Source organism: Oceaniradius stylonematis (genome assembly GCF_003149475.2).
Taxonomy (GTDB): Bacteria; Pseudomonadota; Alphaproteobacteria; order Rhizobiales; family Rhizobiaceae; genus Roseitalea; species Roseitalea stylonematis.
The window spans coordinates 167,917-179,953 of sequence record NZ_QFWV02000007.1 but is presented as its reverse complement, the minus strand read 5'-3'; the positions used below and the strand labels follow the sequence as shown (position 1 = coordinate 179,953).

14 protein-coding genes are annotated in these 12,037 nt (G+C 64.7%); 10 read left to right on the top strand and 4 right to left on the bottom strand.

The window, feature by feature from the left end; all coding sequences use genetic code 11:
- Nucleotides 1-11: 11 nt before the first annotated feature.
- Nucleotides 12-833: an enoyl-CoA hydratase gene (locus DEM25_RS11875; RefSeq protein ID WP_109765963.1), complete on the bottom strand. Its 822-nt coding sequence runs from the start codon at nucleotides 831-833 to the stop codon at nucleotides 12-14.
- 96 nt (nucleotides 834-929) lie between these two features.
- Between DEM25_RS11875 and DEM25_RS11870 the strand changes: the two genes are divergently transcribed.
- The 6 genes from DEM25_RS11870 to argC all read left to right on the top strand — a co-directional run bounded on the left by DEM25_RS11870 (nucleotide 930) and on the right by argC (nucleotide 5,181).
- Nucleotides 930-1,385, top strand: coding sequence for a PaaI family thioesterase (locus DEM25_RS11870; RefSeq protein ID WP_109765962.1), 456 nt, complete (start codon nucleotides 930-932; stop codon nucleotides 1,383-1,385).
- A gap of 227 nt (nucleotides 1,386-1,612) precedes the next feature.
- Nucleotides 1,613-2,074: a 50S ribosomal protein L13 gene (gene rplM / locus DEM25_RS11865; protein WP_109765961.1), complete on the top strand. Its 462-nt coding sequence runs from the start codon at nucleotides 1,613-1,615 to the stop codon at nucleotides 2,072-2,074.
- A gap of 5 nt (nucleotides 2,075-2,079) precedes the next feature.
- Nucleotides 2,080-2,574 (top strand): 30S ribosomal protein S9, encoded by a 495-nt coding sequence (rpsI, locus tag DEM25_RS11860; RefSeq protein WP_109765960.1) that lies wholly within the window; start codon nucleotides 2,080-2,082, stop codon nucleotides 2,572-2,574.
- Between the two features lie 82 nt (nucleotides 2,575-2,656).
- Nucleotides 2,657-3,190 (top strand): hypothetical protein, encoded by a 534-nt coding sequence (locus DEM25_RS11855; protein ID WP_109765959.1) that lies wholly within the window; start codon nucleotides 2,657-2,659, stop codon nucleotides 3,188-3,190.
- Between the two features lie 10 nt (nucleotides 3,191-3,200).
- Nucleotides 3,201-4,151, top strand: coding sequence for an agmatinase (gene speB, locus DEM25_RS11850; protein ID WP_109765958.1), 951 nt, complete (start codon nucleotides 3,201-3,203; stop codon nucleotides 4,149-4,151).
- 100 nt (nucleotides 4,152-4,251) lie between these two features.
- Nucleotides 4,252-5,181 (top strand): N-acetyl-gamma-glutamyl-phosphate reductase, encoded by a 930-nt coding sequence (gene argC, locus DEM25_RS11845; RefSeq protein ID WP_109765957.1) that lies wholly within the window; start codon nucleotides 4,252-4,254, stop codon nucleotides 5,179-5,181.
- Here argC and DEM25_RS11840 read toward each other — a convergent pair whose 3' ends face one another.
- Nucleotides 5,182-6,300 (bottom strand): COX15/CtaA family protein, encoded by a 1,119-nt coding sequence (locus DEM25_RS11840; RefSeq protein WP_109765956.1) that lies wholly within the window; start codon nucleotides 6,298-6,300, stop codon nucleotides 5,182-5,184.
- A 148-nt stretch (nucleotides 6,301-6,448) separates the two neighbouring features.
- Here DEM25_RS11840 and DEM25_RS11835 point away from each other — a divergent pair, with 148 nt between their 5' ends.
- Nucleotides 6,449-6,670: a DUF2842 domain-containing protein gene (locus tag DEM25_RS11835; RefSeq protein WP_109766167.1), complete on the top strand. Its 222-nt coding sequence runs from the start codon at nucleotides 6,449-6,451 to the stop codon at nucleotides 6,668-6,670.
- An 84-nt stretch (nucleotides 6,671-6,754) separates the two neighbouring features.
- Nucleotides 6,755-7,912: a GNAT family N-acetyltransferase gene (locus DEM25_RS11830; RefSeq protein WP_109765955.1), complete on the top strand. Its 1,158-nt coding sequence runs from the start codon at nucleotides 6,755-6,757 to the stop codon at nucleotides 7,910-7,912.
- 24 nt (nucleotides 7,913-7,936) lie between these two features.
- Here DEM25_RS11830 and DEM25_RS11825 read toward each other — a convergent pair whose 3' ends face one another.
- Both DEM25_RS11825 and DEM25_RS18195 read right to left on the bottom strand, forming a co-directional pair.
- Nucleotides 7,937-9,625 (bottom strand): GumC family protein, encoded by a 1,689-nt coding sequence (locus tag DEM25_RS11825; protein WP_245412888.1) that lies wholly within the window; start codon nucleotides 9,623-9,625, stop codon nucleotides 7,937-7,939.
- A gap of 4 nt (nucleotides 9,626-9,629) precedes the next feature.
- Nucleotides 9,630-9,995 carry a Wzz/FepE/Etk N-terminal domain-containing protein gene (locus DEM25_RS18195; protein ID WP_245412887.1) on the bottom strand — a complete coding sequence of 122 codons (366 nt, stop codon included), beginning with the start codon at nucleotides 9,993-9,995 and terminating at the stop codon, nucleotides 9,630-9,632.
- 240 nt (nucleotides 9,996-10,235) lie between these two features.
- Between DEM25_RS18195 and DEM25_RS11820 the strand changes: the two genes are divergently transcribed.
- Both DEM25_RS11820 and DEM25_RS11815 read left to right on the top strand, forming a co-directional pair.
- Entirely contained in the window at nucleotides 10,236-10,811 is a 576-nt protein-coding gene (locus DEM25_RS11820) for a polysaccharide biosynthesis/export family protein (RefSeq protein ID WP_109765953.1), read from the top strand.
- A 15-nt stretch (nucleotides 10,812-10,826) separates the two neighbouring features.
- Complete coding sequence (locus tag DEM25_RS11815; RefSeq protein WP_245412886.1) at nucleotides 10,827-12,026, top strand: glycosyltransferase; 1,200 nt, start codon at nucleotides 10,827-10,829, stop codon at nucleotides 12,024-12,026.
- Nucleotides 12,027-12,037: the final 11 nt, after the last annotated feature.

The following is a 12,037-nucleotide window of genomic DNA, read 5'->3' as shown; positions in this document are numbered from 1 at the left end:
TTCGCTGCGGCTCATTGCTCGTCCGTCCATTGCGCCTTGCGCTTCTGCAGGAACGCGCCGATACCCTCCTCCGCATCGGCGGCCATCATGTTCTCGACCATGATCTCGGCCGTGTAGACATAGGCCGCGTCGAGATCCATCTCGGCCTGCCGGTAGAAGGCCTCTTTGCCGGTGCGCACGACGAAAGCCGATTTTTCGGCAATGGCTTGCGCATATTTGGTGACAACCTGATTCAGATATTCGCGCGGCACGATCCGGTTGACGAGGCCGAACTCCCTGGCCGTCGACGCGTCGATCGTCTCGCCGGTCAGCAGCATCTCCATCGCCTGCTTGCGGTGGACGTTGCGCGACAAGGCGACCATGGGCGTCGAGCAGAACAGGCCGATATTGACGCCCGGCGTGCAGAAGCCCGAACTGTCCGTACAGATCGCCAGATCGCAGCTGGCGACAAGCTGGCAGCCGGCGGCGGTCGCCAGTCCGTCCACCTCGGCGATCACCGGCTTGGGAAGGCGGACGATGGCCGTCATCAGTTCGGCGCACAGATCGAAGGTTTTCTTGAAGAACGCCGTTCCGCCGTCGGCGTCGGCCCGATGGGCGGTCAGTTCCTTCAGATCATGGCCCGCGCAGAACACGCGCTCGTCGGAGCGGATCACGACAACGCGGACGTCCTTGTCGGCGGCGGCTTCCTTGAGGGACGCCAGCAGCGTCTCCATCATGGCGATGGACAGCGCGTTCGCGGGCGGGCTGTTCAGCGTAAGGCGGCGGATCGGGCCTTCGGTGCCGGCCAGAACCAGACCGCCGGGCTTTCTCAACGATGTCACGGTGGCGCTCATGGGCCTTGCCTCCCCTGCCGGCGGAACGGTAACAGCGCCCTTGTCGCAAAGCGGCGCCGCCACGGCAAGCCGCGACCAGAGAGCAAGACGGAGATCATGGCGGACACACCCTACAAGCCCATCATGAGCGTGGCCGACCTCGAAGCCTTCATCGAGCGCGATTTCCCGCAGGTGCACATGGACGGGCGGGTGTTTCACATCGCATCCGTCGAGCCGGGCGCGACGACGATGCGGCTCGAACCGAAGGAGCGGCATTTGCGGCCGGGCGGCACGGTTTCCGGCCCGACCCTGTTCACGATGGCCGATGTGTGCGCCTACATGGTGATCCTGGCGCATATCGGGCCGGCCAAGCACACGGTGACGACCAATCTGAACATCAATTTCATGCACAAGGCGGCGCCCGGGCCGATCTTCTGCACCGGACGGCTGCTCAAGCTGGGTCGGCGGCTGGCGGTGGTCGAGGCGACGATCACCGACGAGAAAGACACCATCGTTGCGCACGCCACCGCCACATATTCGATCCCACCGGGCCGAAAAGATACGGTAAAATAATACCTTATCTCTAAGTTCCTGAAATTGCTGGGCTTTTCTTGGGTCGCTCCCGAAATATGGCTTGACAGTTTGATGTCACGCGTCTAGATGCCCGCCATGACGTGCGGAGCAAGCCTCCGCGCGTTTGTTTTTGCCCGAAGATCACTGGTCTTCTGCCGGCAATCCAAGCAACAAGAAAAGCCCCGACGGTGACAGCCCGACGGGACCGATGAACCAAGGACACTCCCATGCGGACCTTTTCGCAAAAGCCTGCCGACGTGCAGAAGAAATGGGTGATGATCGATGCGGAAGGCCTGGTTGTCGGCCGCCTCGCCACGATCGTCGCCAACCGCCTGCGCGGCAAGCACAAGCCGAGCTTCACACCCCATGTCGACGATGGCGACAACGTGGTCGTCATCAATGCCGACAAGGTGGTCTTCACCGGCAACAAGCGCGGCGACAAGAAGTATTACTGGCACACCGGCCATCCGGGCGGCATCAAGGAGCGCACCGCTGCGCAGCTGCTTGACGGACGTTTTCCCGAGCGCGTCGTCGAAAAGGCCGTCGAACGCATGATCCCGCGCGGCCCGCTCGGCCGGCGCCAGATGAAGAATTTGCGCGTCTATGCCGGCGCCGAACACCCCCATGAGGCGCAGCAGCCCGAAGTGCTCGACGTCGCCGCAATGAACGCCAAGAACAAGAGAGCATGACACCCATGGCTGATCTGACTTCGCTTGAAGAACTGGGCGATGCCGTTGCCGGCACCGAGGCGGCACCGGCCGCCGCGCCCGAAGCGCCCGTCCACGTCCAGAAGCTGGACGAGCATGGCCGCGCCTATGCGACAGGCAAACGCAAGGACGCCGTCGCCCGCGTCTGGCTGAAGCCCGGCACCGGCAAGGTGACCGTCAACGACCGCGACATGGACACCTATTTCGCCCGCCCCGTGCTGCAGATGATCCTGCGCCAGCCGGTCGTCGCGGTGAACCGGAACGGCCAGTACGACATCGTCGCCACCGTCAAGGGCGGCGGACTGTCCGGCCAGGCCGGCGCGGTGCGCCACGGCATCTCCAAGGCGCTGACCTATTATGAGCCCGAGCTTCGCTCGATCCTCAAAAAGGGCGGCTTCCTGACGCGCGACAGCCGCGTGGTGGAACGCAAGAAGTATGGTCGGGCCAAGGCGCGCCGGAGCTTCCAGTTCTCCAAGCGCTGATTTTTCGGAACGTGTCAGCAGAGATCGAAGCGGGGCCCCGGCCCCGCTTTTTTTGTGCGCGTTGCACCGCTAGGTTCTCGCCATGGAACCGTTCCGTCATATGCTCACCGGCGGCCATCCCAATTCGCTCGGGCGCACGCTGGACGTGGTCGAGATCGTGCTTGACGAGCCGGCGCGCATGGAAGAGCTCTACCAGTGCTATTTCAGCGATGACGAGATCGTCCGCCTGCGCACGTCCAATGCCTGCCGGCGTGTTTTCAAGGAACGGCCGGACTGGTTCGAGACCTATGCCGACCGGTTCATCGGCGAGATCGCACAGATCGACCAGCCGTCGGCCAAATGGACGCTGGCGCAACTCTTTCTCGAACATCAGAGGCGGCTGACGCCGGAGCAGCGCGCCGAGGCGACGGAAATCCTGATCCGCACCCTGCACGAAGAAGACGACTGGATCGCGCTCAACATGGCGATGAAGACGCTGGAGCGCTGGGTGAAACAAGACGCCGCCATCATCCCGCGCATCGAAATCCGCGCCCGCGCGCTGGGCGACGATCGGCGCAAATCGGTTGCCAACGGGGCGCGAAAGCTGTTGAACGCGATGGACGTGTCACCGCTTTGACGAGCCGACCATGCCTTCCGAGACTGTCGATCATGCCATCACGCCCGGCCCGCTGACCGGCGCCGCAAGCGACCCGACCTATGCGGGCGCGCTGTCCTTCATGCGCCGCAAATACACAAAGGACCTGTCCGGCGCGGATGTGGCCGTGCTGGGCATTCCGTTCGATGCCGCGGTCTCCAACCGGCCCGGGGCGCGGTTCGGCCCGCAGGCGATCCGCCGCGCCTCCGCGATCATGGACAATGATCCGCAATACCCGTTCTCGGCCGATCTCTTCGACACGCTCGCCGTGATCGACCATGGCGATGTCTTGCTCGACTATGGCAATCACGCCGCGACGCCGGGCGCCATCGAAGCTGCCGCGCGCGCGGTGATCGACAAGGGCGTGTTTCTGCTCGCGCTGGGCGGCGACCATTTCGTCACATGGCCGCTTCTCATGGCCCATGCCGCCAGGCACGGCCCCTTGGCGCTGGTCCAGTTCGACGCCCATCAGGACACATGGTTCGACGATGGGCAGCGCATCGACCACGGATCGTTCGTCGGCCGCGCGGTTCGGGACGGCGTGATCGATCCGGACAAATCCATCCAGATCGGCATCCGCACCCATGCGCCCGAGGATTGCGGGATCGAGATCCTCCACGGCCATCAGGTCGAGGAGATGGGTGCCGTCGAGATCGCCGAGGCGATCTACGAGCGGGTCGGCGGCGGCAAGGCCTACATCACCTTCGACATCGATTGCCTGGACCCCGCCTTTGCGCCGGGCACCGGAACACCGGTCGCCGGAGGGCCGTCGAGCGCCAAGATGCTGGCGACGCTGATGCACCTCAAGAACCTCCAAATGGTGGGCGCAGACGTCGTCGAGGTTGCGCCGGCCTATGATCATGCCGATATCACCGCGATTGCCGGTGCGGCGGTGGCGATGCATTATCTGGGTCTTCTCGCGGCGCGGAAAGCCGGCCGTTGAGAGACTGATTCAAGCGCTTGGCACCATGATTCAACGTGTTTTCACGCTGATTCCGATAGCGCAGGAAAAGAATTGAAAACAAAGAGCTTTCGGGACCGACATGGCAGCGACAATCTTCATCGACGGCGAACATGGGACGACCGGACTGCAAATCCGCGACCGGCTTGCGGCGCGGTCCGACATCGCGCTCCTTTCGCTTGCCGAAGCCGACAGGCGTGACATGGACAAGCGCACCGCGCTGTTGCGCGAGGCGGATATTGCGATCTTGTGTCTGCCCGACGATGCGGCCCGCGAGGCCGTCAGACTGGCCGATGGCGCCGGCACGCGCTTCATCGATGCATCGACCGCGCACCGCACCGATCCTGATTGGGTCTACGGCTTTGCCGAGGCCGAACCGGGCCAGGCAACCCGCATCGCCGAAGCGCAGTTCGTCTCCAATCCGGGCTGCTATTCGACCGGCGCGATCGGGCTTTTGCGGCCGCTCGTTTTGGCCGGCATCCTGCCGGTGGATTATCCGGTGACCATCAACGCGGTCTCCGGCTATTCGGGTGGCGGCAAGCAGATGATCCGGCAGATGGAGGACCAGGCCGCCGACGACCGGATCGCCGCGCCGTTCTTTGCCTATGCGCTGCCGCTGCGGCACAAGCATGTGCCCGAGATCATGGAGCGGTCGGGCCTGACCGCCCGGCCCGTCTTCACACCATCGGTGGGCCGGTTCGCACAAGGCATGCTGGTCAATGTGCCGCTGCTGTCGGCGCATATGAACGACCATGCGCCGATGGAACGCGTGCATGAAGCGCTGGAAAACCATTATTCCGGCCAGACGATCGTCGAGGTGGTCGAACTGGATCAGAGCGCGGCGACGGTGCGCATCGATGCCACCGAGATGGCTGGCACCGACCGGATGAAGCTCTATGTGTGCGGCACGCCGGGCGACGGGCAGATGAACCTCATCGCCTCGCTCGACAATCTCGGCAAGGGCGCGTCCGGCGCCGCCGTGCAGAACCTCGACCTGATGATCGGCGCCTGATCAGGCGTGCCGGTGCGGCCGGCCGTCCAGAAGCGGTATGGGGCCGACCATGGCCCGCCAGTGGGCCACCGCAAAGGCCAGCACGAAGAAGGCCAGCCCCTGATGGACCAGCGCCCAGGAAAGCGGCACTTCCATCACCAGCGTGACGATGCCGACCAGCGCCTGGCCGACCACCAGCGCAAGCAGCGTAGCCGCACGGCGCGCATGGGTCGAGCCCGGCGCCCAGCGCCAGCAGGAGATGGCGTGCGCGATCACCACCAGCAGCAGCGCATACGCGCCGGTGCGGTGGGCGAACTGGACGATGGCTGGGTTTTCCACCCAGTTGCGCCAGCCCAGCGTCGGCTCCCACATGATGGTCGGGAACAGCCCCTCGCCCATCATCGGCCATTCATTGTAGACCCAGCCCGCATCGAGACCCGCGACGAGCGCGCCCAGATAGATCTGGACGAAGACCAGACCGGCGATGACGCCGGCCCAGAGCGAGGAGTTCGCCGTCGGCTTGAGATCGGGCGCATGCGGCGCGATGGCGCGCGCCACCCAGACGATGCCGCCCAGGATCAGCGCGGCCATGCACAGATGCACGGCAAGACGATAATGGCTGACATCGACGCGCTCTGTCAGCCCTGACGAGACCATCCACCAGCCGATGAAGCCTTGCAGGCCGCCAAGCGCAAGAAGACCCACGAGCGGCCATTTCAGTCGCCGGTCGAGCCGTCCGGCCAGCCAGAAGAAGGCGAGCGGGACGGCAAAGACGAGGCCGAGCGTGCGCGCAAGGAAACGATGGCCCCATTCCCACCAGTAGATGAACTGGAACTCGGCCATCGACATGCCCTTGTTCACCAGCTGGTACTCGGGGATCTGCCGGTAGCGCTCCAGTTCCTCCTGCCATTGAACTTCTGTCAGCGGCGGTATGACGCCGTGGATCGGCGCCCATTCGGTGATCGACAGGCCTGAATCGGTGAGCCGTGTCGCCCCGCCGACAACGACCAGCACGAGAAGCACGAGCGCGGTGAAATAGAGCCAGCCGCGAACCTGCGCCCTATTGCGCAATTCGGAATCGCGGCCTGTTGCCATGGCGGGCACGGAGACGGTGTCGGCGAGATCAGTGGCGGCGGTCATCGAATGTCTTTCACCAAACGCAGTGTGCGCGCCTGATTGCAAATCGGACTCGGCCTTTCAAGTGCCGCTTTGCCGCATGGCGGCATCACTTGACGGCCTTGGCAATGGCGACCGTCGTGCTACATGGCAGCCCATCGCGGGAGAGAACATGCCCTATCGTCTCAAGAAATTCATCGGCATGCTGGTTTTGGTCGCGCTGGTCGTCATCTACGCGCTTGTCGCCACGGCCATTGCGTCACACCGTCTGGCCGAAAGCGCGTGGTACGTGCATCTCGCCTTCTTCGCCTTTTCGGGCGTCTTCTGGGTGGTGCCCGCCATGTTCGTCATCTCGTGGATGGAACGCCGCCCAAGGGAAACCGACAGCGGATAACCTGTTTGGCCGTTCGCCTTTCAAGCCCCGTCTCAACGGAAAAGAAACCCGATTGGCGTAGATCGGGTGCGGAGGCTTAATTCAATGGTTGACGTGACATCCAATATGGCGGCCCCCCGCCGCGTTTCCAAGGCCGCGCCGGCCAGCATTGCGGTCGATGTCGTCACCGACATCGAGGTCATCCGTGCCACCGTGGCAGCGATCACACCGGACATGGTGTTCACCGGATACCAGCACCCCGCCTTCCTTTCCGCCTGGGTCGGTAGTGCCGGCTGCGCGCCGATGTTCCTCAAGTTCGCGGTTGTCGGACATGGTCCGGTTCTGCTGCCGCTCGAACGGTGCGACAACGGTGTCGCCGGCTATTGCGGCGGGCGGCACGCGAACGGCAATTTCCCCGTCGGGCGGCGCGAGGACATCGCCGCGCTGTCGGATGCCGGCGAAACGGCGATCCTGTCGGCCATCAAGGCGGCCGGCATTCCCGCCAACTCGCTGTTTCTCGAGCGCCAGCACGCAAAATGGCACAACCTTGCCAACCCGTTCGTCTTCGCATCGAGCGTTGCCAGCCCGAACATCGCATTGTCCTTTTCCATCGATGGCGACCTCGACACGGTGCTGAAGACCCATGGCGGCAAGAGCAAGCGCAAGAAGTTGCGCAGCTACCGCCGCAAGCTCGATGCGAAGGGATCGGTCGAGTTCCTCCATCCGGTTCCGACCGAACAGGTGTCGCGCTATCTCGACAGGTTTCTGGCACTCAAGGCCGAAAGGTTTCGCCAGGCCGGAATTGCGAATGTTTTCGGCGATGACCGGATCAAGGCCTTCCTGCTCGATCTTTTCACCGACGGGGCGCCCGATCACACGCTGCACGGGCTGACGCTTGACGGCGAGATCATCGCGGTTATCGGCTGCACCAGGCACGCCAATCGGATGACCGTCGAATTCGGTTCATTCGAGCCCGAACATGCCCAGTTGAGACCCGGCGAACTGCTCTTTTTCAGCGCGATCGCCCATGCCTGCGAAACCGGCATCGAAATCTTTGATTTCGGGATCGGAGACGAGCCCTACAAGCGGTCGTGGTGCGACATCGAGACGGTTCACATGGACACGACCATCGGCCTGACGCTGGCGGGCAAGGCACGCGCATTCGCGCAGACCAACCGCAGCCGCGCCGTGCGGGCCATCAAGTCCAACGACCGGGTCTGGTCGGCGGTCAAGACGGCGCGCCGGGCTTTGGCCCGGCGCTGACCGCGGGCCGTCAGGCCGCCATCATTATCCGGCCTTGCGCATCGGTTCGGGTTCGACGGGGTCAGGCATTCCACCCTCCTCCTCGATGACGATCAGCACATCGTCATGTCCGCCTTCGGACAGGTCGCGGGCCGCATCGACCGCGCTTTCACCGCTTTGCGCGTCGACCGACAGGACGATCTCGCTGTCGGCGCTGACAAGACGGTTGAGCCCGGCGGCGTCGGTCGCGCCGCAATCGACCAGCACGATATCGTAGGCCGACGACAGCCCGTCGAGGATGATCGGCAGACGTTCGATGCCGGACACGGCCCGGTCGGGATCGGCATTGCCGTCGGCGATGATGTGCGCGCCGGACGCGCCGTCGCCGAAGATCACATCGGAATAGGAAGCCTCGGCCGCCAGCAGGTCGGTGATGCCCGGATCGGCGGGATCGGCGTCCATCAACCGGCTGGCAAGCCCGGTTCCGCTGAGATCGAGCACGATCGCGCGCAGCCCCCTGGCGTCGATCGCGCGGGCGATCGCGACCGTGTTGTGCGCGCCCGATCCGCCTGCCGGACTGACGATCAGAGCGCGGCCGGCACCCCGGCGCACCAGCTTGGACGCAACGGCGGCGACCGAGAAATTGTCGTTGGCCGGCGGCGCGGCAGCCGGCTCATCGACATCTGTCGGCGGCTCGACAGCGACACGGTCCCGCAGCACGGGCGCATCATCGCGATCTGCCGTTGGGATTGCCCCGGACCCCGCGGCAACGGCCGCGGGCACCAGCGCACGTCCGGAGAACAGTTCGCGCATCAGCGTGACCACCACCATCAGAACCAGCGAGACGAAGAATGTCGCGCCGACCATCGGCACCATGCGCGGGAAGGATGGCTCGAGCGGCACGGTGGCGCTTGAAATCAGCCGCGCCTTGGCTGGCGCATATTCGCCCTGGTCGCGCGACTGGGCTTCGCGGTAGCGCAGAAGATAGGTTTCGAGCAGTGCCCGCTTGGAGGCGGCTTCGCGCTCGAGCGCTCGCAGTTCCACTTCGCTGCCGCCGGCATCGGCGGACGCGGCCTTGAGCGTGTTCAAATCGCCATTGAGCTCTTCCTCGCGGCCGCGCGCAATGCTCGCCTCGTTGCGCAGGCCGGCCAACACGTTGCGCGCCTGATCGCGTATCTGGGCCTCCAGGCCGCCGATCTGCGATTGCAAGGCCTGCATGCGCGGATGGCCGGGCAACAGCGTCGTCGAAAGATCGGCCTGACGCGCCATCAGATTGGCGCGCTGTTCGGTCAGCCGGGCGACGATGGGCGAGGCGATAACGTCGGGAAGCGTGTCGACCGACGTGCCGCTGTCCAGCGCGCTTTCGACGCTGCGGACGCGCGCTTCCAGCGCGGAGCGTTCGGCGCGCACGCGCGACAGTTCCGTCGACAGTTCGGCGAGCTGCTGGGTCGCAAGTACCGAATTGTTCTGGCCCATGAAAAGGCCGTTGGCGGCGCGGTACTCGGCAACGGCCGCTTCTGCGGCGCGCACCTCGTCCTGGAGCGGACCGATCTCGCTTTCCAGATAGTCCGCGGCCGCGCCGGTGTTCTGCAACTGGGCGCGGCTTTCAAGCGCCACATAGGCCCGGGCCAGCGCATTGGGGACGCGCGCGGCAAGCTCGGGATCGGACGAGCGGAAGCCGATGACGATCACCCGCGAGTTTTCGACCGGAAAGACAGTCAGACGCTCGCGCATCGCATCAAGGACGCGCTTTTCCCCGGCANTTGAATTCGCTGCGGGAAGCCAGATCGAGTTCCCCGGCCACCTGCATCAAAAGATCGGTCGATGTAATGATTTCGACCTGGCTGGCCACCGCTTCCTGGTCGAGGCGGGTCTGATCGGCGAGCGGGTCGCGTTCGGGCCGGGTGAAGACGGATTCGCCGGCATCGATGAGCACACGCGCGTCGGACCGGTATTGCGGGGTGGCAAGCATCAGGGCAACCGCGACCAGCGCGGTGATGACCAACGAACCAATCAGGATGATCCACTTGTCGCGCCAGACGGCCGCAGAGAGCCGGCCGATATCGATATCGGCGTCGCGCGACTGATAGGACGAAACGGCCATTTGATTACTCCGGATACGCAGTACTGGCCGTCCGTTCTAAAGGTTTATGGTAACCACCGCGTAAACCGGCCGTTGAGGGTTCGTTCATCTCGATTGACGATAGGTAAACCGCCCGCCCCGCCGCTCGGCGCGCGCAATGGTCGTGCCCGCCGCTTTACCGGCCATTAACCCTAACAGGGCGATAACGGCGTCTGATCGAGGTGCACACGCACTTCTGCTTTTCGACGTTTGGATGTGCCAATGGGTGTTCAGTTGCGCTCCTTTTTGACGACAGGCCTTGTAGCCGCCGCCCTCGTCTCGCTGGCGGCCTGTTCGGGGTACCGCCCCGCGCCGGCGGCGTTTCACGAAGCGATCAGCCAGCCCTACACGCTCGATGCCGGCGACAGCGTTCGGGTGACCGTGTTCGACCAGGTCGATCTGACCAATTCCTATGCGGTCGACCAGTCCGGCTACATTTCCTTCCCGCTCGTCGGCGCCGTGCCGGCCCGAGGCAGGACCGTCCAACAGATGGAAAGCGCGATCGCCGCCAAGCTGCGGCAGGGTTTCCTGCGCGACCCGGACGTCTCGGTTCAGGTCGACCAGTACCGACCGGTCTTCATCATGGGCGAGGTCGGTTCGGCCGGCCAATATGCCTATGTTCCCGGCATGACGGTGCAGACCGCGATCGCATCGGCCGGAGGGTTTTCGGCGCGCGCCAATCAGGCCAATGCCGACATCACACGCCATATCAATGGCCGCGTGATGACCGGCCGCGTGCTGATCTCCGATCCGATCATGCCCGGCGATACCATCTATGTCCGCGAACGGCTGTTCTGACGGGAGCTGACGGCCATGTCCGACACGGCCGGCCTGCGCATCGTTCATCTGCTCCGCGCACCGATGGGCGGTGTCCTGCGCCATGTGCGCGATCTGGTGCTGGCCCAGGTCGATGCCGGCCATCGGGTCGCGCTCATCTGCGATGTCCGGGGCACCGACGGCTACAACGAAACCATGCTGGAACTGCTGGCCGGCGACCTACCGCTCGGCCTGCACCGGGTCGCCATGGCCCGCGCCGTCGGGTTTGGCGACATTGCCAGCGCCCGCGCATCGCTTTCGGTGCTCAAGCGGCTGAAACCCGACATCGTCCATGGCCACGGTGCGAAAGGCGGCGTTTATGCGCGTGCCATCGGCGCGCTGGCCAATCGCGATGCGCGCCCAGCCCGGCTTTACTCCCCGCACGGAGGAAGCCTGCATTTCGACCCGCAAAGCCGCAAGGGAAAGCTCTATTTCACCGTCGAGCGCTTGCTGGAACGCGCCTGCGAAACCATCCTGTTCGTCGCCGACTATGAGCGATCGGTCTATGCGGCCAAGATCGGCACGCCGCGCTGCACGACGCAAGTGGTCCATAACGGACTGACACCGGCCGAGTTCGAGCCGGTGGTGCCCGCCAGCCAGGCCGCGGCGTTCCTGTTCATCGGCGAAATCCGAATGCTGAAGGGGCCGGATCTGTTCGTGGACGCGATCGCCGCGCTGCGCTCCGGCGGCCATGATGATGTCAGGGCGGTGATGGTCGGCGCCGGACCCGATCGGGCAGCGATCGCGGAGCGCATCAGGGCGCAAGGCCTTGCCGGGGCCATCACGATGCATGAACCGATGCCCGCGCGGGACGCCTTTGCCCTTGCCCGTACGGTCGTCATGCCGTCGCGGGCCGAAGCCATGCCCTATATCGTCCTCGAAGCACTCGCCGCCGGCATGCCGCTGATCGCCACAAAGGTCGGCGGCATTCCCGAGATCATGGGCGAGAACAACGCTGCGCTGGTCGAACCGGCGCTTGTCCCCCTGACCGACGCGATGCGCCGGTCGCTCGACCAGCCGGGCTGGCTCGGCAACCAGATGGTGCCCGTGACCACGCTGAAGTCCCGGTTCAGCGCCGCTGTAATGGCCGAAAGCATCGTCAATGCCTATCGCGAGGCGCTGACGCGCGCCCGTCCGGCAGCGATACAGCGTTCGCCGGCCGGCCCGAAGACCAACGGCGCATCAAGCGTTTCTTAAGCCGAACGCGC

Bases quoted from the DNA above. Each gene is read 5' to 3' on its own strand.
- DEM25_RS11875 (WP_109765963.1), bottom strand. From the start codon at position 833: ATGAGCGCCACCGTGACATCGTTGAGAAAGCCCGGCGGTCTGGTTCTG.
- speB (WP_109765958.1), top strand. From the start codon at position 3,201: ATGCCTTCCGAGACTGTCGATCATGCCATCACGCCCGGCCCGCTGACC.
- DEM25_RS11830 (WP_109765955.1), top strand. From the start codon at position 6,755: ATGGTTGACGTGACATCCAATATGGCGGCCCCCCGCCGCGTTTCCAAG.
- DEM25_RS11825 (WP_245412888.1), bottom strand. From the start codon at position 9,625: ATGCGCGAGCGTCTGACTGTCTTTCCGGTCGAAAACTCGCGGGTGATC.
- rpsI (WP_109765960.1), top strand. From the start codon at position 2,080: ATGGCTGATCTGACTTCGCTTGAAGAACTGGGCGATGCCGTTGCCGGC.
- argC (WP_109765957.1), top strand. From the start codon at position 4,252: ATGGCAGCGACAATCTTCATCGACGGCGAACATGGGACGACCGGACTG.
- DEM25_RS11835 (WP_109766167.1), top strand. From the start codon at position 6,449: ATGCCCTATCGTCTCAAGAAATTCATCGGCATGCTGGTTTTGGTCGCG.
- rplM (WP_109765961.1), top strand. From the start codon at position 1,613: ATGCGGACCTTTTCGCAAAAGCCTGCCGACGTGCAGAAGAAATGGGTG.
- DEM25_RS11815 (WP_245412886.1), top strand. From the start codon at position 10,827: ATGTCCGACACGGCCGGCCTGCGCATCGTTCATCTGCTCCGCGCACCG.
- DEM25_RS11820 (WP_109765953.1), top strand. From the start codon at position 10,236: ATGGGTGTTCAGTTGCGCTCCTTTTTGACGACAGGCCTTGTAGCCGCC.
- DEM25_RS11870 (WP_109765962.1), top strand. From the start codon at position 930: ATGGCGGACACACCCTACAAGCCCATCATGAGCGTGGCCGACCTCGAA.
- DEM25_RS11855 (WP_109765959.1), top strand. From the start codon at position 2,657: ATGGAACCGTTCCGTCATATGCTCACCGGCGGCCATCCCAATTCGCTC.
- DEM25_RS11840 (WP_109765956.1), bottom strand. From the start codon at position 6,300: ATGACCGCCGCCACTGATCTCGCCGACACCGTCTCCGTGCCCGCCATG.